Consider the following 24,626-nt stretch of genomic DNA (forward strand, 5'->3'; position numbering starts at 1 on the left):
GCGGACCGCCCGGCGGGTCAGTGGAAGTTCAGGCCTGGTAAACCAGTTTGCCGTGGCTGAGGGTGTGGGTGACCACGGTGGGTGCACCCTGGCCGATGAAGGGACAGTTGGCGCCCTTGGACAGCCAGTTATGACCGATATGGCTGGAGGCAACCGGATCGAACAGCACGATGTCGGCTTCACCGCCCAGTTCCAGACGTCCGGCCGGCAGCCCCAGTGCGTTGGCAGGACCGGTGGTGAGCCGGGCCAGCAGGGCAGGGAGCTCCAACAGGCCGTCGGCAACCAGCGTCAGGGCCAGCGGCAGCAGAATCTCGACACTGCTGATGCCGGGTTCCGAGGCGGCGAAGGGTACACGCTTAGCCTCCGGCTCGTGCGGCTGGTGGTGCGAGGCAATGGCCTGGATCACGCCTTCCTGTACTGCCTGGCGCAGAGCCCGGCGATCGCTGGCGCTGCGCAGCGGAGGGATGACGTGATAGAGGCTGGAGAAGCCGGCCAGGTCTTCGTCGCATAGCAGCAGTTGATACATGGCAACATCGGCGGTTACCGGCAGGCCACGGGCTTGAGCGTCGGCCAGCATGTCGACGGCACGGGCGCTGGACAGGCCACTGAAGTGCGCTCGCACTCCAGTCTGTTCGATCAACAGCAGATCACGGGCCAGGGCCACGGTTTCGGCGCTTTCAGGAATGCCGACCAGGCCCAGGCGGGCGGCAGTGGGGCCTTCATGGGCCATGCCGCCTTCGGCCAGCGCCGGGTCCATCGGAGTGAAGATGATCGACAGGTCAAAGCCAGCTGCATATTCCAGTGCGCGGCGCAGAATGCGGTTGCTCTTGATCGGTGCCAGGCCCTGGGTGAAGGCTATGCAGCCGGCGTCGCGCAGGGCTACCAGCTCGCTCAGCTGTTCGCCTTCCAGTGCCCGGGTCAGTGCGCCAATTGGAAAAACCCGGGTCTGGCCGGCTTTTTCGTTGCGGTCGAAGATCAATTCGGCAACGGCTGGAGTATCCAGTACCGGGCGTGTGGTTGGTGGGCAGCACAGACTGGTGACTCCGCCGGCGGCTGCGGCGCGGGTCTCGCTGGCAATGGTGCCCTTGCGGGTATAGCCCGGCTCGCGCAGGCTGACGCTCAGGTCGACCAGGCCGGGGGCGGCGATCAGGCCGCGGGCATCGATGGTCTGGTTGGGGCTGAAGCCTTCCGGGGCGGCGCCAATGGCGACAATGTGTCCGGCGGCGATGTGCAGGTCGGTGATCTGGTCGAAGTGGCTGGCCGGGTCGATGACACGGGCGCCGGCAATGGTCAGTTTCATCGGTTACTGGGCTTCCTGGTTGAGCTGGCGCTGGGCGTTCTGGCCGGCCATGGCCATCGACATCACTGCCATACGGACGGCGATACCGTAGGTGACCTGATTGAGAATCACCGACTGCGGACCGTCGGCGACTTCTGATTCGATTTCCACCCCGCGGTTGATTGGCCCAGGATGCATCACCAGGGCCTCGGGCTTGGCCAGAGCCAGGGTTTCCCGGGTCAGGCCGTAGAGTCGGTAGAACTCGCCTTCGCTGGGAAGCAGACCGCTTTGCATGCGTTCTTTCTGCAGGCGCAGCATGATCACTACGTCGACATCACGCAGGCCGGTGCGCAGGTCGTTGAACACCCGTACGCCGTACTGTTCGATACCGGCTGGCAGCAGGGTGCGCGGGGCGATCACTCGCAGATCCTCACAGCCCAGGGTCTTGAGCGCCAGCATGTTCGAGCGCGCCACCCGTGAATGCAGGATGTCGCCGACGATCGCCACCGACAGATTCCTGAAGTCGCCGGCATGCCGGCGGATGGTCAGCATGTCGAGCATGGCCTGGGTCGGGTGCGCGTGGTTGCCGTCGCCAGCGTTGACGATGGCGACCTGGGGGCAGACCTTTTCGGCGATGAAGTGCGCGGCGCCGGAGTCGCCATGGCGGACGATGAACATGTCGGCGGCCATGGCCTCCAGGTTCTGCAGGGTATCGAACAGGGTCTCACCCTTGCTGGTCGAAGAGGTCGAAATGTTCAGGTTAAGCACGTCAGCCGACAGCCGCTTGGCGGCCAGTTCGAAGGTGGTGCGGGTGCGCGTGGAGTTCTCGAAGAACACGTTGCAGACGGTCTTGCCGCGCAGCAGTGGGACCTTCTTGACTGCCCGTTCGCCGACTTCGAGAAAGGAGTCGGCGGTGTCCAGCAGTTCGGTCAGCAATTCGCGCGACAGTCCCTCGATGGTCAGAAAGTGGCGCAATTGGCCCAGGTGATTGAGTTGCAGGTGGCTGGGTGTCAGGCTCATGGGGCTCTCAGTCTGCCGGGTTCAGGGTCAGGTGCAGGGGCTCGGGGCCGGTCAATTTTATCCGTTGGCTCGGCGGCAGGGCCAGGCTGGCGCCGAGGATGTCGGCACGGATTGGCAGTTCGCGGGCTTCGATGTCGAGCAGGGTGACCAGGGTCACCGAGGCCGGGCGGCCATAATCGAACAGTTCGTTGAGCGCGGCGCGGATGGTGCGGCCAGTCATCAGTACGTCATCGACCAGTATCAGGTGGCGGTCGTCGACGGCAAACGGCAGTTCCGAGGGGCGCACCCGCTGCGGCAGGCCGACCTGCTCGAAGTCATCACGGTAGAAGGCGATGTCCAGGGTGCCCAGCGGTGCTGCGGGGGCGCAGCGCTGACGCAGGCTTTCGGCGATCCAGACGCCGCCGGTGTGAATCCCGACAAACGCGGGGTCAGGCCGCTGCAGGCGTTTGAGGTGGGCGGTCAGCTCGGTGGCCATGCGCGCCAGTAGCGGCTCGACCTCGGGCAGTGCGGTCATGATGTCTCCTCGGATAGATTGCCAAGCCAGGTTTGCAGCAGCAGCACCGCCGCCAGGCTGTCGACCGGATTGTCACGGTAACTGGTCGGCGTGCGGTCGCTGTCGCGCAGGCTCTGCTTGGCTTCGAAGGTGGAAAGGCGTTCGTCGATGCAGTGGACCGGTAGACCGAAGCGGCCCTGAAGCCTACGGGCAAATTTTTCCGCGCGGGCACTCATCTCGCTAGGGCTGCCATCCATGTTCAGGGGCAGGCCGACGACCAGGGCGTCGGGTTGCCACTCGCTGATCAGTCGGGCGATCTGCTCCCAGTCGGGCACACCATCGCGGGCGCGTAGCTCGCGCAGCGGCTCAGCGCTGCCGGTCAGGCTCTGGCCGACGGCTACACCAATTTGTCGGGTGCCGTAATCAAAACCCAGGGCGCGGATCGGCATCAGGCGTGGCCTGCCTGGCTGGTCAGCAGGTTGAGGTCGATCCCCAGACTGCGGGCGGCGGCGCTCAGACGTTGCTCGCAGGGCAGGTCGAACAGGATGGAGAGGTCGGCCGGGCAGTTCAGCCAGACGTTGTCGATCAACTCCTGGTCCAGTTGGCCGGCGCCCCAGCCGGCATAGCCCAGGGCGATGACGGCGGTGTCCGGGCCGTGTCCGCGGGCCATGTCGATCAGGATGTCGCGCGAGGTGGTCAGTTGGATCGGGCCCAGATCCAGGGTCGACTCCCATTGGCCAGCGCCCCGGTGCAGGACAAAGCCGCGCTCGGGTTGAACCGGGCCGCCGCTATAGATGACCTGGCTGGCGCAAGTGGCCGGCACTTCGAGTTCGGGCGCCAGTTGATCGAGGATGTCGCCCAGACTCAGGCCGCTGGGCTGGTTGACCACCAGGCCCATGGCGCCTTCTTCGTTGTGGTCGCACAGGTAAATCAGGGTATGCACGAAGCGCGGATCACTCATGTGTGGCATGGCGATCAGAAACTGGTGCTTGAGATAGCTCGGGGTCGATGTGCTCATAGCCATAGTATTGAGGGGAAGTCAGGCGAGGGCAAGGGGCCTGGTGCGACGGGCAAGGTTGCGCTGGACGTTGTGCTTGTCGGTTAAAAGCTCGATACCCGGTCGCCGGGCTCGAAACGCCAGGTGCGGATGATTTCCAGTACGTCGACGTCGAGCAGGTCGCCGGTGAAGGGGGCGTAGGGGGCGGCCAGGCGGACGATGCGCAGGGCGGCCTGGTCGAGGATCTGATGGCCCGAGGACTCCAGTACCTGGACATCGCGCAGGCTGCCATCGCGGTTGATGGCGACCATCAGCCGCAGACTGCCGTAGATCCGGTTTTGCCGGGCCTGGGCCGGGTAGTTCTGGTTGCCAACCTGTTCGACTTTGCGGCGCCAGGCTTCCTTGTAGTAGGCGCCTTTGTCCTGCATGGTCGAAGCGGCGTTGAGCCGGTGCACGCGCGGACGTTTGGCGTATTGCTGGCGTTCATCGGCCAGTTGCGCTTCCAGGCTGGCGATCTCCTCTGACAGGCGCGACAGATCGAAGCGTTGCAGCGGACGGGGCTGTTCGACCGGCTGCGGCTGGGTCGGAGTCGGGCTGACCCGGTCACGACTGGGGGCCTGGGTAGTTACCACCGGGGTCTGTTGCTGCGGGACCGGGGGCGGGCTGCTGGCTTCGGCCGGTGGTGTGACTTCGTGAATCTCGCTGTCCTGGAACGGTGCCTGCTCCGGGGTGCTGGGCGCGGCCTTGTGTTCCAGCGTGCCGCTGCCTTCCTGATTGATCTGGGCCAGGTAGTCGGCCTGCTCGGGCACCTTGTCGCTGGGCTGGGTGGCGAGGGTGATTTCCAGGGTTTTCGACAGCTCGCTGGGTTTGGGCAGGTCGAAGGTGATGCCGAGAACGACCAGGGCGTGCAGTATGGCGGCCAGGAACAGGGTGAAGCCCAGACGGTCATTGGCGCTGACGACTGGGGGTTCAAGCTGGCTGGGGGCGACTACTGCGGTATTCATGTGGTCCGTAAATAAGGGGCATACCCGATTCCTGCGCAGTCTGCCCCGCCATGCGGCAAAAGTCTATGCGCCAACTTTGAGCTGTTCCTCAATACAGTCCATTAGTCGTCCGCCGATGTCAGTATCGTAGGCGGCATCGATCTCGCGGATGCAGGTCGGGCTGGTGACATTGATTTCGGTCAGGTAATCACCGATTACGTCCAGGCCGACGAACAGCAGGCCACGCTCGCGCAGGGTCGGGCCAACCTGGCTGGCGATCCAGCGGTCGCGTTCGGTCAGGGGACGAGCTTCGCCGCGACCGCCGGCAGCCAGATTGCCGCGGGTCTCGCCTTGCTGCGGGATGCGCGCCAGGCAGTAGGGCACCGGTTCGCCGTTGATCATCAGGATGCGCTTGTCACCATTAGCGATTTCCGGCAAATAACGCTGAGCCATGATCTGCTGCTGACCGTGACGGGTCAGGGTCTCAATGATCACGCTGAGATTGGGGTCGTTCTCGCGGATGCGGAAAATCATCGAGCCCCCCATGCCGTCGAGTGGTTTGAGAATGACGTCACGGTGTTGTTGGGCAAATGCGCGCAAAATGTCTGCCCGGCGGGACACGACGTTGGTCGGCGCGCATTGCGGGAACTGGGTGGCGAACAGCTTTTCGTTGCAGTCGCGCAGGCTGGCGGCGCGGTTGACTACCAGCACGCCGTCGCGCTCGGCTGCTTCGAGGATGTGGGTGGCATAGAGGAATTCGTTGTCAAACGGCGGGTCCTTGCGCATCAGGACCACATCCAGTTTGGCCAGCGGGGCAGTTTCTGGCTCACCCAGGTCGAACCAGTGTTTGGGGTCGGCATGTACCTTTAGCGCACGCATCCGGCCCATGGCCTTGCCGTCGCTCAGGAACAGGTCGTCCGGCTCCAGATAGAACAGCTCCCACTGGCGTGCCTGGGCTGCCAGCAGCATGGCCAGTGAGCTGTCTTTCTTGTAGTGGATCGCGTTGATCGGATCCATGACGATGCCGAGGCGAATGTGCATAGGAGGCGGGTCCGCTGAACTGTTGATGGGTTTTGGAGTGTAACCTCTGCCTGGCTCGGGGTGGAAGATTGACGAAATGTCGGGTCTGTCCCATACCTGAGAGGGGTTTATAGATTGACCAGGAAATCTGTGTTAAAAGTACGCGGAAAGGGATTGGCTGGGCTACGGCCGGCTCTTTGCCGCCCGACGATGTAAGCCTCCATTCATAATAAGGCTGGTCTTATGGAAGAAAATTTCGAAAGCCTGAAGGTCATGGTGATTGATGACAGCAAGACCATCCGGCGTACGGCGGAAACCTTGCTGAAAAAGGTCGGGTGTACGGTCATCACCGCGGTTGATGGCTTTGACGCGCTGGCCAAGATTGCCGATAACCACCCGGATATCATTTTTGTCGATATCATGATGCCGCGACTCGATGGTTATCAGACCTGTGCGCTGATCAAGAACAACAGTGCGTTTCGTGCCACGCCGGTGATCATGCTGTCGAGCAAGGACGGTCTGTTCGACAAGGCCAAGGGCCGGATTGTCGGTTCGGACCAGTATCTGACCAAGCCGTTCAGTAAGGAAGAGTTGCTGGGAGCAATTCGCACCCACGTACCACAAACTGATAATAACGCCGCCGGGGCCGCCAGCGCCTGAGGCACGCAGTACCATTTTGGAAATACCAGGGGAGCCCAATGGCCAGAATTCTTATCGTGGATGACTCGCCAACCGAGCTGTACAAGCTGACTGGCATGCTGGAAAAAAATGGCTATGAGGTGCTCAAGGCCGATAACGGTGCCGACGGCGTTGCCCTGGCCCGCCAGGAAAAACCCGATGCAGTCCTGATGGACATCGTCATGCCTGGCCTCAATGGCTTTCAGGCTACCCGTCAACTGACCAAGGACCCGGAAACCGGGAATATCCCGGTCATCATCGTCACCACCAAGGATCAGGAAACCGACAAGGTCTGGGGCAAACGCCAGGGGGCCAAGGACTACCTGACCAAACCGGTTGAGGAAGCGACCCTGATCCAGACGCTGAAGTCGGTGCTGGGCAGCTAGTGGTCACCTCCACCGTGCCGCATAACAACCAGAACAGGGCCGGCATGTCTGAGTCAAATCACCCTTTTGATCTGCTGTTGCAGTTGACTGGTCTGTGTCGCCAGCAGGCGACCGGCTTGCCGGCTCAGGACGTGGTCAGCGAGACCTGGAGCGGCGTCGGTTTTCGGCTGGGCGATCAAGCTCTGATCGCGGCCATGGGTGAAGTCAGCGAGATTCTGCACGAACCGCGCTACACCGCCTTGCCCCGGGTCAAGAGCTGGGTGCGGGGAGTGGCCAATGTGCGTGGTCGGCTGTTGCCGATCATCGATCTCGGACGTTTTTTCGGCAGCGCCAGCAGTGGCTCGCGCAAGCAGCGTCGGGTGCTGGTGCTGGACCGCGACGGACTGTTCGTTGGGCTGCTGGTCGACGAGCTGCTGGGTATGCAGCATTTTCCGGTCAGCACCTTCACCGCCGAGGTGCCAAGCGTGGCGCCGGAATTAAGCCCTTTTGTCGTGGGCGCTTACGTCGGGCAACAGACATCGCTGGTGTTCAACTTCAGGGCACTGGCGCGCGATCAGGCGTTTCTCGACGTGGCGATCTGATCGGGGGCGGTGGCCGGCCAGGGCACCGTGACAGTCCAAGGGTAATTAGAACTACGCTGTAGGCCAGGTAGGGGCCAGAAGATGAAAAAGCTCGATTTGCAGATACTGTCCGCCATGCGCGGTAACCGCGCGATCAGTGGCCTGTTCGCCGCGCTGATCCTGTCGTTGCTGCTGCTGTTCGTGAACTTTTTGTACCTGAACCTCCAGAGTTCCTACGACACCGAATACATCGCGCACGCCGGTGAGCTGCGGGTACTGTCCCAGCAGATTTCCAAGTCGGCGACCGAAGCGGCGACCGGGACCCAGGAGGCCTTTGGTCTGCTGCTGGAGGCGCGCAATGACTTCCAGGAACGCTGGGGTTATCTGACCGAAGGCCGTGAGGAAACCGCTCTGCCGGCTGCACCGGCCAGCCTGGCTGACATCATGGGAGCTGCCCAGGCCGACTGGGACAAGGTGCGGACCAATGCTGATGCGATCCTGGCCAGTCAGCGCACGGTACTGTCGCTGCACGAGGTGGCCATGGTTCTGGCAGATACCATTCCTTACCTGCAGGTCGAGTACGAGGATGTGGTTGATGTTCTGATCGAAAACCGTACACCGGCTGACCAGGTCGCTATTGCCCAGCGTCAGTCACTGCTGGCTGAACGGATTCTGGGTTCGGTAAACCGGGTACTCAGTGGTGATGCCGATGCGGTCATGGCAGCTGACAGTTTCGGCCGTGACGCTGCGCTGTTCGGTCGGGTATTGCAGGGCATGTTGACGGGTAATGCGGTGATGGGCATCGAGCGGGTCGATGATGAGGATGTGCGCGCCCGTCTTGACGAAATCGCCAATCAGTTCAGCTTCGTATCCGACTCAGTGGATGAGATCCTGCTGACTTCCCCGGAACTCTATCTGGTGCGTACCGCCGCCAACGAAATCTTCACCGACTCGCAGTCGCTGCTGGATAACACCTCCAGGCTGGCTGATAACTTTGAGGCACGCAGCAACTCGCGTCTGGCCAATACCCTGCTGGGCTATGTGCTGGCCTTGATCGCGCTGGGCTGCATTCTGTTGATCGGTGTGCAGATGACCCGCGAGACCCGCCAGCGTCTGGCCGAAACGGCGGAAAAGAACGAACGTAACCAGGCCGCGATTCTGCGTCTGCTCGATGAAATTGCCGACCTTGCCGACGGTGACCTGACGGCTGAGGCGACAGTAACCGAGGACTTCACCGGGGCCATCGCCGACTCGATCAACTACTCGATCGACCAACTGCGGGCGCTGGTTCAGACCATTAACGAAACCGCTCTGCAAGTGGCTACAGCGGCTCAGGAAACCCAGGGCACGGCGATGCATCTGGCCGAGGCGTCCGAACACCAGGCCCAGGAAATTGCCGGGGCTTCGGCCGCGGTTAACGAGATGGCGGTGTCGATTGATCAGGTGTCGGCCAACGCTGCCGAATCGTCAGCGGTAGCGGAGCGCTCGGTAGCCATCGCCAACAAGGGCAACGAGGTGGTGCAGAACACCATCGTTGGCATGGATACCATTCGCGAACAGATCCAGGATACTTCCAAGCGGATCAAGCGCCTGGGTGAGTCGTCCCAGGAGATTGGTGACATCGTAAGTCTGATTAACGACATTGCCGACCAGACCAACATCCTGGCCTTGAACGCGGCGATTCAGGCGTCGATGGCCGGTGATGCTGGCCGAGGCTTCGCGGTGGTAGCCGACGAAGTACAGCGTCTGGCGGAGCGCTCATCGGCGGCGACCAAACAGATTGAGGCGCTGGTTAAAACCATTCAGACCGATACCAACGAGGCGGTAATCTCGATGGAGCAAACCACTTCCGAGGTAGTCAGTGGTGCGCGCCTGGCTCAGGACGCGGGTGTGGCCCTGGAAGAGATCGAGAAGGTATCCACCAGTCTGGCGGCGCTGATTCAGAACATTTCCAACGCTGCCCGTCAGCAGGCCTCGTCCGCAGGTCACATCTCCAACACCATGAACGTGATTCAGGAAATCACCTCGCAGACCTCGGCGGGTACCACCGCCACGGCGCGCAGCATCGGTGAGCTGGCCAAGTTGGCCGACGCCATGCGCCAGTCGGTTGAAGGCTTCACCTTGCCAGACCAAAAGGGCTAGTCTGAAAGACGGGGCGCCGGCTTGGCGACCCCGCTGCCGGCGTCAGCGAGGGGTACAAGGTGCAAAAACAACCCAACTGGTCATTGCAGCAACTGCCGGATATGGACAGCCATCAGTTTAACCAATGGCAAACGCTGCTGGAAAATCGCACAGGCGTCTGTGTCAGCGCGCAGCGCAAGCTGTTCCTGCAGACCAGCCTGGGTATGCGCATGCGTGAGTTGGGGATCGATGATTACCAGCACTACTACGAGCATGTGACCCAAGGGCCGGTCGGCGCGGTGGAGTGGTCGACCTTGATTGATCGGCTGACCGTGCGTGAAACCAGTTTTATGCGCCACCGACCATCATTTGACTGCGTGGCTCGCTATCTGACCCAGCGTCTGGCGCAGCGGCCTGCCGGCCAGCCCTTGCAGCTCTGGAGTGTTGGCTGTGCCAGTGGTGAGGAAGCCTACTCGCTGGCGATGGTGGCCGAGCGTAGTCTGCAAGCCCATGGCCGCGCTGCGCGCGACTACGGGGTCTGGGCGACCGACATCAGTGCGCGGGCCCTGGAGCAGGGTAGGCAGGCTCGTTATGCCCAGAGCCGCATGACCCAGTTGCAAGTCCCCGAGCGTGATACCTGGCTGCGCCCGCTGGAGGATGGCAGCTATGAGGTAGTCGCCAATCTGCGCGAACGGGTGTGCTTCAGTCGGTTGAATATTCTTGAACTTGCCCAGGCTCCGATCCGGGACCTGGACGTCATCTTTTGTCAGAACCTGCTCATCTATTTCCGCCGTTGGCGTCGGCGCGACCTGCTCAACCTGATGGCCCGGCGCTTGGCTCCGGGCGGCATGCTGGTGATCGGATTGGGTGAGATCGTGGACTGGAACAATCCCCTGCTCGAGCGGGTACCCGATGACCGGGTACAGGCCTATGTGCGCCGGGATGGTATGGAATCTCTGGAGTGAATATGGCTGATCGGCATGATTATGTCGCCCTCGACTGGGTCAAAGGCGAAATTTCCGAGACGCTTAACCAGGCCCGCCAGGCCCTGGAAGCCTTTGTCGAGACGCCTGAGGATTCTACGCGTCTGCGCTTTTGCCTGACCTATATTCATCAGGTCCATGGCACCTTGCAGATGGTCGAGTTTTACGGTGCGGCGCTGCTGGCCGAGGAAATGGAAAAGCTGGCCCAGGCGCTGATGAGTGGTGTGGCCAGACGTGATGGCGAGGCGCTTGATGTCCTGATGCAGGCCATCCTGCAAATGCCGACCTATCTGGACCGTGTCCAAAGTGGTCGGCGTGACCTGCCATTGGTGCTGCTGCCGTTGCTCAATGACATGCGCACGGCGCGGGGCGAGAAACTGTTGTCGGAAAATGCCCTGTTCAGCCCGGAAATCGAGGTGGCCGGACAAGCCGAATCGTCCAGCGCCGAGGTGTTTGATGCCGGCGCGGTGCGCCAGTTGCGCAAGTTGCGTCAGGCGCTGCAGATGTTGCAGGCCAATATCATTCGTGAGCAGGACATGCCATCCAGTTGCCAGCAACTGGGCAAGGTTTTTGCCAGGCTGGAAATACTGTGTCGTGGCCGTCCGCACGCCGAGCTATGGACCATCTTTGCCGGGCTGGCCGAGGGCCTGGAGTACGGCAGCATCGACAACGGCGCCTCGGTGCGTCAGCTTCTGCGTCAGGCTGACCGCGAATTGCGTCAGTTGCAGGATCAGGCCAGTGAGCCTGAATTGCCGCCACCGCCGCCGGAGCTGATTCGCAATCTGCTGTTCTACGTGGCCAAGAGTCCGGGCGGCAGCCCGCGTCTGGATGCGCTCAAACAGCGCTATCAGTTGCAGGCCTTATTGAGTGATGCCGACCGCGCGGCCCAGGCCAGCGGCAGTCGGCTGGTAGGGCCGGATCGCAGTGCACTGCATTCGGTGGTGTTGGCGCTCAACGAAGAACTGCTGCAGGTCAAGGATCAGCTTGATCTGTTTGTCCGTGGTGATCGTAGCCAGCCGGATACGCTGGCCGGACTGCTGCCGACCATGAAACAGATCGCCGATACCCTGGCCATGCTCGGCCTGGGGCAGCCGCGCCGGGTGCTGGGTGAGCAGATCGAGCGTCTGCAGCAACTGGTAGGCGGGTCGGCTGAGATCAATGATACGGCCTTGATGGATGTCGCTGGTGGGTTACTGTTTGTCGAAGCCAGCTTGCAGGGTATTGCCGGCCTGGAGCGACAGGATGGCAGCGATGCGGCAACGGGTGAAGAGGCACACCGCTTGGCGGTGGCCAGAGACATGCTGCATGTCCAGCAGCAGGTGGTGACAGAGGCGCGCAACGCTCTGGAGCAGACTCGTGAGGCGATCAATGCCTTTATCGCCAACCAGTGGGATCATGCACATCTGGCCCCGGTCGATGATTTGCTCAACAGCATTCGTGGTGGTCTGGCCATGTTGCCGCTGGAGCGTGCAGCCCAGGCGATAGCGCTGTGTCGGCGTTATATCAACGAGCGGTTGCTGGCTGAGCGACGGATTCCGGACTGGGTTTCGCTGGATGCCCTAGCTGATGTGATCACCAGCATCGACTATTACCTGGAGCGGCTGGCTGAAGACGATACCGAACGCAGTGACGGTATTCTCGCCGTGGCTGAAGAACGGTTGAAGAGTCTGGGCTTTGATCCGGCTGCGCCGTTCGAACCGCAGGCCGAACCGGAAACTCCACAGGCCGAGGCTGAGCCGGTCAGCAGCGCAGTGCCCGAGTCCGAGCCTGACGAGCAGGACGACGAGCTGGACGCCGAACTGGTGGAAATCTTCGTCGAAGAAGCTGGCGAGGTACTTGAGACTCTGGCCGAGTTCACGCCGCAATGGCAGGCCGACCCCGAAGATCGCAAGCCCCTGGCTGAGGTCCGACGGGCGTTCCACACCCTCAAGGGCAGTGGGCGGATGGTCAAGGCGACGATCCTGGCCGAGCTGGCCTGGTCGGTTGAGAACATGCTCAACCGGGTGATCGACCGCAGTATCGAACTCGGCGATGAGGTCTTCCAGGTAGTTAACGCCGTGCGCGCATTGATGCCGCAACTGGTCGAGGACTTCGCTGGCGGCGTTCAGCAGGCGCTTCCTGAGGTAAGCCGCTTGAGCGCCTGGGCCGATGCCTTGTCGCAAGGCGAAACCGGGGTTGAACTGTACTCATCTGAGTCCATGGCGGCGGTTGAGTCTGAGTCGCAGGCTGAAATGCTCACAGAGTCGCTGCCTGATCCGTTGCCAGTGATTGAGAGCGAAGAGCTTGAGCTGACCGACAGGGTGGAGACAGCCGGTGATGGGGATGAGCTGCCGGTTATCGAGTTTGACAGCGAGCCCGAGCCCGAAGCTGAGTCCGCTGTGGCGCAACTGCCCGCGGATGAGTCGTCGGGCATGGACCCGATCCTGCTGGAAATCTTTCGCAACGAGGCGCAGGCCCACCTGGAGCAGGTCGAGAGCTTTGTCGCTCAGTGCGCCCAAGGCTTGCCGCGTCCGGCCAGTGATGCCCTGCAGCGCGCCCTGCACACCCTCAAGGGCAGCGCTCATATGGCGGGTATCCAGCCGATTGCCCAATTGGCGACTCCGCTGGAAAAACTGATCAAGGACTTCAAGGCCAATCTGGTTCCGGTTGAACAGCCGCTGGTGGAACTGTTGTGTGATGCGCTGGCGCTGATCCGGGTCGGTATTGCGCAACTGGATCACGCCCCGCAACAGCCGATTGCCGGCACCGAGGCGTTGCTGGTCCGGGTCAGGGAGCTACACGAACAGGGCATGAAAGCCCGCGACGCCAGCCGCGCCGACCTGGAAAGTGGCCGGGCCGATGCTGGGCTGCTGTCAATTTTCCTCACCGAAGGGGTTGAGTTGCTGCTGGATGCCGGTGACCAGTTGCAGGCCGATCCGCACAGCATCGACAGTCAGGCCCTGGTCGGCAGCCTCCGGGCGTTGGGTGAGGTGGCCGGAGAGGTCGATCTGGAAGCGATCGAGCAGCTATGTCAGGCGCTTGAGGATGTACATGGGGCGCTGTATAGCGGGCAACTGACGCAAGAGCAGGTTGACTGGCCGGTGCTGGCCGAGGCGCACGAGCGCTTGATCACCATGATGGATCAGGTCGCCGCGCATCAGCACGTGGCCTCGGCGCAGGCCGAGATCGAAGCCTTGCAGGGGCTGCTGCGTTCGGCGCGCCCGGAGCCGGCGATGCCCCTGGGGAATGCCTGGCACCCGGAGCAGGCCGGTACTGATCCGGAGCTGGTCGAGATCTTCCTTGAGGAAGCGCAGGAAATCATCGACAGCGCCGCTGCCAGCTTGCAGCAGTGGCTGGCCGACACTGACAACACCCTGGCGGTGGAAGCCCTGCAGCGTGATCTGCACACGCTCAAGGGTGGTGCGCGCATGGCCGAAATTCGCCCGGTGGGTGATCTGGCGCACGAACTGGAGTATCTCTACGAAGGGTTGGGTAACCAGCGTTACCAGCCTAGTGCCGGGCTGGCCGATCTGCTGCACGCCTGCCATGACAGTCTGGCGGAAATGGTTGAAGGCGTGGTTGCCAATCGGGCGATTGACGATGGTCAGGCGCTGATTGCCTGCATTCGTGCGTTCCGCGTTGACCCGGAGCAGCCGCCCAGACTGCCCGAACAATCGCGTGCAGCTGCTCCGTCGGCCAAACCCAGCGAGCCGGTGCCAGTTGCGCCAGCCCCGGCACCGAGCTTGCCGGGCATGTTGCAGATGTTCCTCGAGGAAGGCCGCGATCTGTTGCTGCCGTGCGATGAACTGTTGGCCCGGCGCGACGAATCGGCAGCCAGTCAGGAGCTGTCGCACCGACTGCAAACCTTCAAGGGCAGTGCCCGTCTGGCCGGCCAGCATACTCTGGCCGAGCAGGCTAAGGGCCTGGAGCAGGCTTTGAGTGGCGGCGCCAGTGACGAGTCGCTGTATCAGGCGCTGGCGCAATTGCAAAATGGCCTGGAACTGCTGGCCGGACAGGACGAAGAGCCGGCGCCGGTGGTATGGACTCCGATGCCTGTCGAGCCTGCACCGGCTGCGGCGTTGCCGACGGTTGCTGAGCCCGAACAGCCAACCCTGGCAGAGGTCAAGGCACTGCTGCGCCAGGCCATGGAGGCCGGTGAGCCGGCTCAGAGTAACGGCAGTCGTGGCGGCGCCCAGGAAAGTGTCAAGGTCTCGGCCAGCCTGCTTGAGGAGTTGGTCAACCTGGCCGGTGAAACCTCGATCTTTCGTGGCCGGATCGAACAGCAGGTCAATGACCTGAGCCAGACCTTGGGCGATGTGGAAAGTACCATCGAGCGGGTACGTGACCAGCTCCGGCGTCTGGACATGGAAACCCAGGCGCAGATTCTATCCCGTCACCATGAGGAAACCGGCCAGGATTACGATGAATTCGACCCGCTGGAGATGGACCGTTACTCGCAGCTCCAGCAATTGTCGCGCTCGTTGTTCGAGTCGGCTTCCGACTTGCTCGACCTGAAGGAAACTCTGGCTAGCCGTGCGCGAGATGCCGAAACCCTGCTGATGCAGCAGGCCCGGGTCAATACCGAGCTGCAGGAAGGCCTCATGCGTACTCGCATGGTGCCATTCGACCGGCTGCTGCCGCGTTTGCGCAGGGTTGTGCGCCAGGTGTCCTCTGAGCTGGGCAAGCAGGTCGAGCTGCAGGTCGACAATGCCGAAGGCGAAATGGATCGCAGCGTTCTGGAACGGATGATTGGTCCGCTTGAGCACATGCTGCGCAACGCCATCGACCACGGCATTGAGTTGCCCGGCAAGCGTCTGGAGAGCGGCAAGCCCGAACAGGGGCAGATCGCCCTGGATTTGCGCCGCGAGGGTGGTGATATCGTCCTGACCCTGGCTGATGATGGTGCCGGTATCCGGCTTGAGGCGGTGCGCCAGAAAGCCATTGAGCGCGGTCTGATGGATGCCGATGCCGACCTCAGCGATCAGGAAGTGCTGCAGTTTATTCTGGAGGCGGGCTTTTCGACTGCCGAGCAGGTGACCCAGATTTCCGGCCGCGGGGTCGGCATGGATGTGGTCAATGCCGAGGTCAAGCAACTGGGTGGCAGCATGCTGCTGGCAACCGAGCCGGGCCAGGGCACGACCTTTACCATTCGTCTGCCGTTTACCGTATCGGTCAACCGTGCGCTGATGGTGTATTCGGGTGAAGACCTGTATGCCATTCCGCTTAACACTGTAGAGGGTATCGTGCGGGTCTCCGGCTATGAACTGGAGGCCTATTACGCTCCGGATGCGCCGCCGTTCGAATATGCCGGCAAGCGCTATGACCTGCGCTACCTGGGGGATCTGCTGGTAACCGGCCAGCAACCCAAATTGAGCGGCCACAGCCTGCCGTTGCCGGTGATCCTGGTACGCAGTGCCGAGCACAGTGTGGCGGTTCAGGTCGACGCGCTGGCTGGCTCGCGCGAGATCGTGGTAAAGGGGCTGGGCAAACAGTTCGCCGTGGTGCCAGGGATCTCCGGCGCCACCATTCTGGGTGACGGCCGGGTCGTGGTGATTCTTGACCTGTTGGCGGTGATCCGTGCCCAGCAGGCCCACTCTCAACTGCATCCGCTTGTTGCGCAGGACGCCGATGAACTGATTGAGGAGCGTCCAACGCTGGTCATGGTGGTAGATGACTCGATCACCGTGCGCAAAGTTACTTCGCGTCTGCTGGAGCGGCACGGAATGGAGGCGGTAACCGCCAAGGACGGGGTCGAGGCCATCGCCAAATTGCAGGAAATTCAACCGGATTTGGTGCTGTTGGATATCGAGATGCCGCGTATGGATGGCTTTGAGGTTGCTACTTTGATCCGCCACGACGAGCGCCTGCGGGACCTGCCGATCATTATGATCACCTCGCGTACCGGGGAGAAACACCGCGAGCGGGCACTGTCGATCGGGGTCAATGATTATCTCGGCAAACCCTATCAGGAAGCGCAATTGCTCGAACGGATCGAAGCGCTGGTCGCCGAACGTGGCTGATAGCGCCGGGCGCATTGCTCTGCTGGTCAGCCAGGAGCGACGGCGTCAGCATTTGTACCAGAGCCTGAGCAGTTTCGGCTATCAGGTGGTGTTTGCCGAACCGCCGGCCCAGCTCGCACGGCGGGCGTTGCAGCAGGTGGCGACCGATGCCTGGCTGGTCGAGCTGGCCGACGAGTCGCCCTTGGCAGACTGGTTGCTGGAGTACAGCCAGGTGCCGGTGCTGTTTGGCGCTGGCGAGATCCCCGAATCTGACAGTGACGATTATCGGCGCTGGCTACGCCGCCTGTATGGCAAGCTGTTGCCGCTGCTGGGGCCACCGCCAGGCGGAACGCCGGCCTGCCTCAGCATGTTGCCCACGGCTCCGGTTGGAGACAATGCCCGCTGCGTCTGGGTGTTGGGGGCTTCGCTCGGCGGGCCGGCGGCGGTCAAGAGCTTCCTTGATGCCTTGCCGGCTGACCTGCCGATCGCTTTCATCTATGCCCAGCATATTGACCCGGCGTTTGAGCAGCAGTTGCCGCAAATCCTTGGCCGGCATAATCGCTGGCGGATTATCAACTGTCGCCAGGGTGCCCGGTTGCATGATGGCGAGGTCTTGGTGGCACCGATTGGCCGGCGTCTGCGTTTTGGCCCGGGAGGGCATCTGCGTCTGCTCGATGAACCCTGGCCTGGCCCCTATCAGCCCTCGATTGAGGCCCTGCTGGATGAGGTGGCGGCCAGTTTTTCTCCCGCCTGTGGAGCGATCATCTTCAGTGGCATGGGTGAAGATGGCGTAGCCGCTTGCGGTCGTCTGCGTCAGCAAGGCGTCGAGGTTTGGACCCAAAGTGCCGAGACGGCAGCTTGCGCGACCATGCCCGGAGCGGTTCAGCAGGCGGGTTTCAGTCATTTTCACGGCTCCCCGGTGGAGCTGGCCAGTGCATTGCAGCGCTGGTTGCAACAGGAATGGCCGCTGGCCCTGTAGCCGGCGCTCACCAACCCAGGAGGACAGTCCGCATGGCGGATGCGCTGGAAAGTCTCAATGGTTTGATCGTGCCGCTGGCCGAACAACCTCTGCTGTTACCCAACGTTGCCGTGGCCGAACTGGTCGGCTATCGGCTTACCCAGCCTGCCGAACAGGGGCCTGACTGGTTTCTTGGCTGGACTCGCTGGCGTGAGCAGCAGGTACCGCTGATCGATCCGGAGCGGCTGCTGCAGCAGAAGCCGCTGACAACCGAGCGCCCAGCTCCCCGGGTGCTGGTGCTCAACGCCCTGGGTCGCCATGCCGGGCTGGGTTTCATCGGCCTGCGAGTGTACGGTATCCCCCGCTCGCGCAAGGTTCTGCGCGGCGAGATTGAAACTGCCGGGCCGGCCAGCACCTATGTCCAGCAGCCAGTCCATCTGGCCGAAGAAAGTCAGGCGTTGTTAATTCCTGACCTGCTGGCCATCGAGCAGTCGTTGGTCGAGGCCGGGCTGGTCAACGCGCGGGCCTGAGCCCGCGCCTTATAGCGGGAAGCTCAGGCGTGCCTCGGTGCCGCCGCCGCTGCGGTTGAGCAACTGTACAGTGGCGCCATGGTTGTCGGCGATGCGCTTGACGATGGCTAGCCCCAGGCCGGTGCCGGTGGTCGAGCGCGCCCGGTCGCCGCGAATGAAGGGCGTAAACAACGCCTCGCTCTCGCTCGGATCGATCCCCGGCCCGCGGTCGAGCACACTGACCACCAGATAGGGCTGGGCGGCGGCTCGGGTCACGTAGGTACAGATTTCCACGCCACTGCCGGCACCATGATTGAGCGCGTTTTCGATCAGGTTGGTCATGACCCGCTTGATCGACAGACGTCGGAAGTTGAACTCCGGCACTGGCTCCAGGCACAGGCGTACTCGTTCCTCGCCAGTGTTCAGCGGAGCTACCACCTCACGGATTACTTCATTGATGTCGCCGGGCTCGAGAGCTTCGTCACTGCCGTCGCGGATATAGGCCATGAACTGGTCAAGAATTGCGTCCATGTCCTCGATGTCGCGGATCATTCCGTCGGTCAGTTCCGGCTCGGCACTGGACAGCAATTCGGTAGACAGGCGCATGCGGGTCAGGGGCGTGCGCAGGTCATGGGAGACCCCGGCCAGCAGCAGGGCGCGGTCGCGGTTGGCCTGTTCGACGTCCTGGGCCATCTGGTTGAAGGCGCGGTAGACCTCGGCCATTTCTGCCGGTCCACCGGTATCGAGCAGTCGCACGCTGTGACCCTGGCCGATGCGCCGGGCGGCGAACTCCAGAGCTTTGAGCGGCTGGTTGAGCTGGCGGACGAAAATCCAGGCGGCAGCGGTCGACAGCATGCCGATCAGCAGCAACCAGGTGACCACCAGCCAGACGCGTTGTCCACGTAGCGGATGGGCATACAGCGGCAGGCGTAGCCATTGTTCTTCGTAGCCGGGCTGATGAACCCAGATCGCCGGATCATCCTGAATCCGCACCCGGACCTCGGTACGGTCGCCCAGCTCATCGCGCAGCTGGTTGGTGAAAATGCCGGAGTAGGGCCAGTGAACCTCGCCGCGTGGGACCTGGTCCTGGTGCACCAGACGAATGCCGGTCAGCTCCTGGATATCTGCCCGGGCCTGTGGGTCGCAGCTCCAGTAGGCGCGTACCAGCATGGCCGCGCCATGGCTGTACTGGCGGTCGACCAGCAGGTCTTCGTTGCTCAGCAGGTAGACCATGGTCAGCACCTTGGAAAACAGGGTGACCAGCAGAACCAGCAAAATAGTGCGGGCAAAGAAACTGCGCGGCAGCAGGGGGTGCCAGCCCGGGCCGCCTTTCACGAATGCTTGCCGTCCGGTACGAATACGTAGCCGACACCCCAGACCGTCTGGATATAGCGCGGCTTGGAAGGATCGGGTTCGAGCATGCGCCGCAGGCGCGAGATCTGCACGTCGATCGAGCGCTCCAGTGCATCCCATTCGCGGCCGCGGGCCAGTTGCATCAGCTTGTCGCGGGTCAACGGCTCACGCGGGTGCTGGACCAGCGCCTTGAGCACGGCGAACTCACCGGTGGTCAGCATGTGCACTTCATTGCCGCGTTTGAGTTCGCGGGTTGCCAGGCTGAGGATGAATTCGCCGAAGGTTACTTCGTCATCCTCGGTGCCCGGGGCACCTGGCACCTGTGGGGCCTGACGGCGCAGCACGGCCTTGATCCGGGCCACCAGTTCGCGCGGATTGAAAGGCTTGGGCAGGTAGTCGTCGGCACCCATTTCCAGGCCCTGAATACGGCTGGTCTCATCACCTTTGGCGGTCAGCATGATGATCGGGGTGGTGTTCTCCTGATCGCGCAGGCGCTTGCAGGCGCTCAGGCCGTCCTCGCCGGGCAGCATCAGGTCGAGCACAATCAGCGCATAGATCTCGCGGGCCAGCAGGCGGTCCATTTGCTCGGTGTTTTCCACTGCCCGGACTCGGTAGCCCTGCTCGGAAAGGTAGCGTTCGAGCAGGCGCCGCAGGCGCACATCGTCATCGACAATCAGTATCTTTTCGCCTTCGCTGGTCATGATCTCTTGCCCTGGTTGAAATGCCCTTATTGTGGCTGAAGCCCAACAATGGCGGTGTTCGGCCATTGTTACAAGAGGTTTCTCCTGTGCTTTCAGCGGCTTGCCGATCCCGGCAGGCTGGCGTCGCAAGCGGCGCTGACTCGGTTATACTGCGCGGCTTGTAATACACCAAGTGGATTTGCCCATGGATAGTATCGCCTCGCGGATTGCCGCGGAATTGACGGTTCGCCCGGAACAGGTGGCGGCCACCGTCGCGCTGATCGACGAGGGCGCCAGTGTGCCCTTCATCGCCCGTTACCGGAAAGAGGTTACCGGTAGCCTGGATGACACCCAGTTGCGTTATCTGGAAGAGCGCCTGCGTTATCTGCGAGAGATGGAAGACCGGCGCCAGAGTATCCTTGCCAGCATCGCCGAACAGGGCAAGCTGAGCCCGGAGCTGGAGCGCGATATCCGCGAGGCCGATACCAAGACCCGGCTGGAAGATCTCTATCTGCCATACAAGCCCAAGCGCCGGACCAAGGGCCAGATCGCTCTGGAGGCGGGGCTCGGGCCGTTGGCCGAGCAGTTGTATGCCGATCCGACGCTGGAGCCGGAGACGTTGGCAGCCGGGTTTGTCGATGCTGACAAGGGCGTGGCTGACGTCAAGGCTGCTCTGGATGGGGCCAAGTACATCCTCATGGAGCGCTTCAGTGAAGACGCCAATCTGCTTGAACGGCTGCGCCGCACACTCAAGCAGGACGGTCGGGTGGTGTCGCGGCTGGTACCCGGCAAGGAAACCGAGGGCGCCAAGTTTCGCGACTATTTCGAATACGATGAGCCGCTGGCCAAGGTGCCCTCGCACCGAGCGCTGGCGATTCTGCGCGGGCGCAATGAAGGCATTCTCAGCATTAGTCTGGAGCTGGGTGAGGCGGATCCGACTCCAGGTGCCAGTCATCCCTGTGAAGGGTTGATCGCTGAGGCGGTCAATATCAGCAACCAGGGCCGCGCTGCAGACAAGTGGCTGGCCGAGGTGGTGCGCTGGACCTGGCGGGTGAAGCTGCTGGGTCATCTGGAAACCGAACTGCTCGGTGATCTGCGTGAGATGGCCGAGGATGAGGCGATCCGGGTGTTTGCCAGCAACCTCAAGGACTTGCTGCTGGCCGCGCCGGCCGGCCAACGGGTGACCCTGGCGCTGGACCCGGGGCTGCGTACCGGGGTCAAGGCGGTGGTGGTGGATGCCACCGGCAAGCTGGTTGATCACGTCACCATCTTCCCCCATGCGCCGCGCAATCAGTGGGATCAGTCGCTGGCGGTACTCGGGGCGCTGTGCCAGAAGCATCAGGTCGACCTGATCGCTATCGGCAACGGCACCGCCTCGCGCGAGACCGACAAGCTGGCTGGCGACCTGCTGCGCCAGCACCCGCAACTCAAGCTGACCAAGATCATGGTGTCTGAAGCGGGCGCTTCGGTGTATTCGGCCTCGGAACTGGCTGCGCGGGAATTCCCGGATCTGGATGTGACCTACCGTGGCGCGGTGTCGATCGGCCGACGTCTTCAGGACCCGTTGGCTGAACTGGTGAAAATCGAACCGAAGTCCATCGGTGTTGGCCAATACCAGCACGATGTCTCGCAGGTAAAACTGGCGCGTAGCCTGGATGCGGTGGTCGAGGACTGCGTGAACGCGGTCGGGGTCGATCTTAATACCGCGTCGGCACCGCTGCTGACCCGGGTGTCCGGGCTCAACCCGACCATCGCCCAGAACATCGTCGAGTACCGTAACCAGCACGGTGCTTTCCGCAGTCGCCGTGAACTGCTCAAGGTCAGCCGCCTGGGCGACAAGACCTTCGAGCAGGCCGCCGGCTTCTTGCGGGTCATGAATGGCGACGACCCGCTCGATGCCTCGGCCGTGCACCCGGAGGCCTATCCGTTGGTCGAGCGCATCGCCGCCGACACCGGTCGGGATATCCGCAGCCTGATTGGTGACTCGACGTTCCTGCGCAAACTTGAACCGGCGCGCTTCACCGACGAGCGCTTCGGGGTGCCGACCATCACCGACATTCTCAAGGAGCTGGACAAGCCCGGCCGTGATCCGCGTCCGGAGTTCAAGGCGGCGGCGTTCCAGGACGGGGTAGAGACCCTGGCTGACCTGAAGCCGGGCATGACTCTGGAAGGTGTGGTGACCAATGTGGCCAACTTCGGCGCCTTCGTCGATATCGGTGTGCATCAGGATGGTCTGGTGCATATCTCGATGCTCTCGCATCAGTTCGTCAAGGACCCGCGTGAGGTGGTCAAGGCTGGCGATATCGTCAAGGTCAAGGTGCTGGAGGTGGATATCCCCCGTCAGCGCATCAGCCTGACCATGCGTATGGATGATCAGCCTGGCGCTGCCGTCAGTGCTGGCCGTGGCGGTGAGCGCCCGGCTGATCGTGCCAATTCCCGGTCTGGTGCACGTCAGCCGAACAAAGCCACTGGCCCGCGCGAACAGGGCGGTGCTACCTTTGCCAATCTGTTTGCCAATGCCAAGAACCTGAAGAAGCGCTGACCATGGTTGATCATCCCGCCCTCAAGAGCTTTGCCGAAAACCGCATGAGCGACTTTACTCGTCTGATTGGCCTGGAGTTCCGCCATATCAGCACGGGTGAGTGCCACTTGTATCTGGATATCGACCAGCGGCATTTCAACTCCACCGGGCGGGTACATGGCGGGGTGGTGTTCACTCTGCTTGATTCGGCCATGGGTGCGGCGGCCTTCAGCGTGCTGGAGCCCGATGAGGTCACGGCCACGGTTGAGTGCAAGATCAACTACACCCGGGCGGTGACCGGCGGCACGCTGGATGGGCGCGGCAAGGTGGTCCATGCCGGCACCCGCACGGTGGTGGTTGATGGTGAGGTCTGGCAGGACGGTGTACTGGTGGCCAAGGCCCTGGGCACCTTTGCGCGGATCTGAAATCGCTATACTGATGGAACGTCCGGGTGGCCTGTTATAGCCTCCGGATCTCTGCCGCTTAAGGAGTGACGACCTTGTCACCACAGTTCAATGCTCGACTCGACCTGTTGTCCCAGCCCGCACATCGTCAGCGTTTGCGCGATTGCCAGCATGGTATCGAAAAGGAAAGTCTGCGGATCAGTGTTGATGGGCGCCTGGCCCAGACCCCGCATCCTCTTGGCCTGGGCTCGGCACTGACCCATCCGAGCATTACCACCGACTATTCCGAAGCTCTTTTGGAGTTGATCACGCCGGTCCACAGCCGGATCGAAACACTGTTCGAGAGCCTGGATGCCGTGCACCGTTTCACCTACAGCCAGTTGGGTGACGAGTTGCTGTGGACTGAGTCCATGCCCTGTTGGTTGCCGGAAACCGACGCCGAGATTCCGATTGCCTGGTACGGCACCTCCAACATCGGCACGCTCAAACACGTCTATCGCCGTGGTCTGGCGATTCGTTACGGCAAGGCCATGCAGTGTATCGCTGGGATTCACTACAATTTTTCGCTGCCGCCGCAATTGTGGGCGCTGCTGCAGGAGCACGATGGCAGCCCGCTGTCGGCCCGCGACTACCAGTCCGAGCGTTATGTCGGGCTGATTCGTAATTTCCGCCGTTACGCCTGGTTGTTGATGTATCTGTTCGGCGCATCGCCGGCGTTATGCGCAAGCTTTCTCCAGGGTCGGGACCACAAGCTGGAGCAGCTTGGCGACAAGAGCCTGTATCTACCCTACGCTACCAGCCTGCGGATGAGTGACCTGGGCTACAACAACAATGCCCAGTCGGGGCTGAATGTCTGCTACAACAGCCTGGATAGCTACATCAACAGCATGCTACAGGCCATCAGCCTGCCCTATGCGCCTTATGCCGCGCTGGGCACCCACGACAGCCAGGGCCAGTGGCAGCAACTGAACACCAATCTGCTGCAGATCGAAAACGAGTTCTATAGCCCGATTCGGCCCAAGCGGGTGACCCACAGCGGCGAGAAGCCGGTACATGCTCTGGCCAGTCGCGGGGTGGAGTATGTCGAGGTCCGCTGCATGGATATCGATCCCTTCACGCCGCTGGGAATTGAGCCGGCCACCGCCCGCTTCCTCGACAGTTTCCTGCTCTATTGCGCATTGGAAGACAGCCCCTTTATGGACAGTCAGGCCTGCGACGAGGCTGCCAGCAACTTTGCCCTGTCGGTCAAGCGTGGCCGCGAGCCGGGGCTGATGCTGGGTCGAGGGGGAGCCGGGGCGGAGCTCAGGCACTGGGGGCTGGAACTGCTGGAGTCCATCGAGCGTTGCGCCCGGCTGCTCGACCAGACGCATCAGACCCAGGCCTACAGTGAAGCTCTGAGCGTGCAGCAGGCCAAGCTGCATGATCCGGCATTGACGCCTTCGGCCCGGGTGTTGGCAGCCATTGAGCAGCATGGCAACAGCTTCTTCCGCTTTGCCCTGGCCCAATCACAGGCGCATCAGGCCTATTTTCTTGAACATCCGCTGGAGCCTGAGCAGCAGCGCGCTTTCCAGGCCCAGGCCGACAGCTCGCAGGCCGAGCAGGCGGCGCTGGAAGCCGCCGATGATGTCGACTTCGATACCTTCGTTGCCCGCTATCTGGCCCAGCAGCCACAGGATCAGGCGCTGCGCGCCTGAGTCACGGGC

General features: G+C 62.3%; 20 protein-coding genes. 11 read left to right on the forward strand and 9 right to left on the reverse strand.

Features of this window, described 5'->3' with window-relative positions; genetic code table 11:
* Positions 1 to 28: 28 nt before the first annotated feature.
* The 7 genes from C2846_RS09050 to gshB form a co-directional block, all read right to left on the reverse strand.
* On the reverse strand, positions 29 to 1,300 hold the full coding sequence (locus C2846_RS09050; protein WP_080049164.1) for a dihydroorotase: 1,272 nt from the start codon (positions 1,298 to 1,300) through the stop codon (positions 29 to 31).
* A gap of 3 nt (positions 1,301 to 1,303) precedes the next feature.
* A complete protein-coding gene (locus C2846_RS09055) occupies positions 1,304 to 2,299 on the reverse strand; it encodes an aspartate carbamoyltransferase catalytic subunit (RefSeq protein WP_080049165.1) in 996 nt (331 codons plus the stop codon).
* 7 nt (positions 2,300 to 2,306) lie between these two features.
* Complete coding sequence (gene pyrR, locus C2846_RS09060) at positions 2,307 to 2,813, reverse strand: bifunctional pyr operon transcriptional regulator/uracil phosphoribosyltransferase PyrR (protein ID WP_119701283.1); 507 nt, start codon at positions 2,811 to 2,813, stop codon at positions 2,307 to 2,309.
* Positions 2,810 to 3,241, reverse strand: coding sequence for a Holliday junction resolvase RuvX (gene ruvX / locus C2846_RS09065; protein ID WP_420849035.1), 432 nt, complete (start codon positions 3,239 to 3,241; stop codon positions 2,810 to 2,812). The genes pyrR and ruvX overlap by 4 nt, the downstream gene beginning before the upstream one ends.
* Positions 3,241 to 3,810: a YqgE/AlgH family protein gene (locus tag C2846_RS09070; RefSeq protein ID WP_119701284.1), complete on the reverse strand. Its 570-nt coding sequence runs from the start codon at positions 3,808 to 3,810 to the stop codon at positions 3,241 to 3,243. Before C2846_RS09070 ends, ruvX begins: the two co-directional genes overlap by 1 nt.
* 83 nt (positions 3,811 to 3,893) lie before the next feature.
* Positions 3,894 to 4,793: an energy transducer TonB gene (locus tag C2846_RS09075; RefSeq protein WP_119701285.1), complete on the reverse strand. Its 900-nt coding sequence runs from the start codon at positions 4,791 to 4,793 to the stop codon at positions 3,894 to 3,896.
* Between the two features lie 63 nt (positions 4,794 to 4,856).
* Positions 4,857 to 5,813, reverse strand: coding sequence for a glutathione synthase (gshB, locus tag C2846_RS09080; RefSeq protein ID WP_119701286.1), 957 nt, complete (start codon positions 5,811 to 5,813; stop codon positions 4,857 to 4,859).
* A 222-nt stretch (positions 5,814 to 6,035) separates the two neighbouring features.
* On the opposite strand from gshB, the gene C2846_RS09085 reads away from it, so the two are divergent.
* The 8 genes from C2846_RS09085 (at position 6,036) to C2846_RS09120 (ending at position 17,986) form a co-directional block, all read left to right on the forward strand.
* The gene (locus C2846_RS09085) at positions 6,036 to 6,452 is read left to right on the forward strand and encodes a response regulator (protein WP_080049171.1); all 417 of its coding nucleotides are present in this window, start codon (positions 6,036 to 6,038) and stop codon (positions 6,450 to 6,452) included.
* A gap of 38 nt (positions 6,453 to 6,490) precedes the next feature.
* Positions 6,491 to 6,856, forward strand: coding sequence for a twitching motility response regulator PilH (pilH, locus tag C2846_RS09090; protein ID WP_080049172.1), 366 nt, complete (start codon positions 6,491 to 6,493; stop codon positions 6,854 to 6,856).
* 44 nt (positions 6,857 to 6,900) lie between these two features.
* Positions 6,901 to 7,437, forward strand: a complete 537-nt coding sequence (locus tag C2846_RS09095) for a chemotaxis protein CheW (RefSeq protein WP_119701356.1) — start codon at positions 6,901 to 6,903, stop codon at positions 7,435 to 7,437.
* A gap of 81 nt (positions 7,438 to 7,518) precedes the next feature.
* A complete protein-coding gene (locus tag C2846_RS09100; RefSeq protein ID WP_080049173.1) occupies positions 7,519 to 9,558 on the forward strand; it encodes a methyl-accepting chemotaxis protein in 2,040 nt (679 codons plus the stop codon).
* A 59-nt stretch (positions 9,559 to 9,617) separates the two neighbouring features.
* A complete protein-coding gene (locus C2846_RS09105) occupies positions 9,618 to 10,502 on the forward strand; it encodes a CheR family methyltransferase (RefSeq protein ID WP_373279479.1) in 885 nt (294 codons plus the stop codon).
* A gap of 2 nt (positions 10,503 to 10,504) precedes the next feature.
* Positions 10,505 to 16,519: an Hpt domain-containing protein gene (locus tag C2846_RS09110; protein ID WP_119701287.1), complete on the forward strand. Its 6,015-nt coding sequence runs from the start codon at positions 10,505 to 10,507 to the stop codon at positions 16,517 to 16,519.
* Complete coding sequence (locus C2846_RS09115; protein ID WP_231705574.1) at positions 16,512 to 17,477, forward strand: chemotaxis protein CheB; 966 nt, start codon at positions 16,512 to 16,514, stop codon at positions 17,475 to 17,477. The genes C2846_RS09110 and C2846_RS09115 overlap by 8 nt, the downstream gene beginning before the upstream one ends.
* Before the next feature lie 32 nt (positions 17,478 to 17,509).
* The gene (locus tag C2846_RS09120) at positions 17,510 to 17,986 is read left to right on the forward strand and encodes a chemotaxis protein CheW (protein ID WP_165443798.1); all 477 of its coding nucleotides are present in this window, start codon (positions 17,510 to 17,512) and stop codon (positions 17,984 to 17,986) included.
* 9 nt (positions 17,987 to 17,995) lie between these two features.
* Here C2846_RS09120 and C2846_RS09125 read toward each other — a convergent pair whose 3' ends face one another.
* Positions 17,996 to 19,300: an ATP-binding protein gene (locus tag C2846_RS09125; RefSeq protein ID WP_231705575.1), complete on the reverse strand. Its 1,305-nt coding sequence runs from the start codon at positions 19,298 to 19,300 to the stop codon at positions 17,996 to 17,998.
* Positions 19,297 to 20,019, reverse strand: a complete 723-nt coding sequence (gene ompR / locus C2846_RS09130; protein WP_080049178.1) for an osmolarity response regulator transcription factor OmpR — start codon at positions 20,017 to 20,019, stop codon at positions 19,297 to 19,299. The genes C2846_RS09125 and ompR overlap by 4 nt, the downstream gene beginning before the upstream one ends.
* A gap of 184 nt (positions 20,020 to 20,203) precedes the next feature.
* Between ompR and C2846_RS09135 the strand changes: the two genes are divergently transcribed.
* The 3 genes from C2846_RS09135 (at position 20,204) to gshA (ending at position 24,617) form a co-directional block, all read left to right on the forward strand.
* Positions 20,204 to 22,540, forward strand: a complete 2,337-nt coding sequence (locus C2846_RS09135; RefSeq protein WP_119701288.1) for a Tex family protein — start codon at positions 20,204 to 20,206, stop codon at positions 22,538 to 22,540.
* Between the two features lie 2 nt (positions 22,541 to 22,542).
* Positions 22,543 to 22,944 carry a PaaI family thioesterase gene (locus C2846_RS09140; protein ID WP_080049180.1) on the forward strand — a complete coding sequence of 134 codons (402 nt, stop codon included), beginning with the start codon at positions 22,543 to 22,545 and terminating at the stop codon, positions 22,942 to 22,944.
* A gap of 74 nt (positions 22,945 to 23,018) precedes the next feature.
* Positions 23,019 to 24,617, forward strand: a complete 1,599-nt coding sequence (gene gshA, locus C2846_RS09145) for a glutamate--cysteine ligase (RefSeq protein ID WP_080049181.1) — start codon at positions 23,019 to 23,021, stop codon at positions 24,615 to 24,617.
* Positions 24,618 to 24,626 lie beyond the last annotated feature (9 nt).

It is taken from the genome of Pseudomonas jilinensis (genome assembly GCF_003586265.1).
Taxonomy (GTDB): domain Bacteria; phylum Pseudomonadota; class Gammaproteobacteria; order Pseudomonadales; family Pseudomonadaceae; genus Halopseudomonas; species Halopseudomonas phragmitis.

What these genes read in the sequence shown, in the direction of transcription:
- C2846_RS09050 (WP_080049164.1), bottom strand. Translation starts at nt 1,300, where the DNA reads ATGAAACTGACCATTGCCGGCGCCCGTGTCATCGACCCGGCCAGCCAC.
- C2846_RS09055 (WP_080049165.1), bottom strand. Translation starts at nt 2,299, where the DNA reads ATGAGCCTGACACCCAGCCACCTGCAACTCAATCACCTGGGCCAATTG.
- pyrR (WP_119701283.1), bottom strand. Translation starts at nt 2,813, where the DNA reads ATGACCGCACTGCCCGAGGTCGAGCCGCTACTGGCGCGCATGGCCACC.
- ruvX (WP_420849035.1), bottom strand. Translation starts at nt 3,241, where the DNA reads ATGCCGATCCGCGCCCTGGGTTTTGATTACGGCACCCGACAAATTGGT.
- C2846_RS09070 (WP_119701284.1), bottom strand. Translation starts at nt 3,810, where the DNA reads ATGAGCACATCGACCCCGAGCTATCTCAAGCACCAGTTTCTGATCGCC.
- C2846_RS09075 (WP_119701285.1), bottom strand. Translation starts at nt 4,793, where the DNA reads ATGAATACCGCAGTAGTCGCCCCCAGCCAGCTTGAACCCCCAGTCGTC.
- gshB (WP_119701286.1), bottom strand. Translation starts at nt 5,813, where the DNA reads ATGCACATTCGCCTCGGCATCGTCATGGATCCGATCAACGCGATCCAC.
- C2846_RS09085 (WP_080049171.1), top strand. Translation starts at nt 6,036, where the DNA reads ATGGAAGAAAATTTCGAAAGCCTGAAGGTCATGGTGATTGATGACAGC.
- pilH (WP_080049172.1), top strand. Translation starts at nt 6,491, where the DNA reads ATGGCCAGAATTCTTATCGTGGATGACTCGCCAACCGAGCTGTACAAG.
- C2846_RS09095 (WP_119701356.1), top strand. Translation starts at nt 6,901, where the DNA reads ATGTCTGAGTCAAATCACCCTTTTGATCTGCTGTTGCAGTTGACTGGT.
- C2846_RS09100 (WP_080049173.1), top strand. Translation starts at nt 7,519, where the DNA reads ATGAAAAAGCTCGATTTGCAGATACTGTCCGCCATGCGCGGTAACCGC.
- C2846_RS09110 (WP_119701287.1), top strand. Translation starts at nt 10,505, where the DNA reads ATGGCTGATCGGCATGATTATGTCGCCCTCGACTGGGTCAAAGGCGAA.
- C2846_RS09120 (WP_165443798.1), top strand. Translation starts at nt 17,510, where the DNA reads ATGGCGGATGCGCTGGAAAGTCTCAATGGTTTGATCGTGCCGCTGGCC.
- ompR (WP_080049178.1), bottom strand. Translation starts at nt 20,019, where the DNA reads ATGACCAGCGAAGGCGAAAAGATACTGATTGTCGATGACGATGTGCGC.
- C2846_RS09135 (WP_119701288.1), top strand. Translation starts at nt 20,204, where the DNA reads ATGGATAGTATCGCCTCGCGGATTGCCGCGGAATTGACGGTTCGCCCG.
- C2846_RS09140 (WP_080049180.1), top strand. Translation starts at nt 22,543, where the DNA reads ATGGTTGATCATCCCGCCCTCAAGAGCTTTGCCGAAAACCGCATGAGC.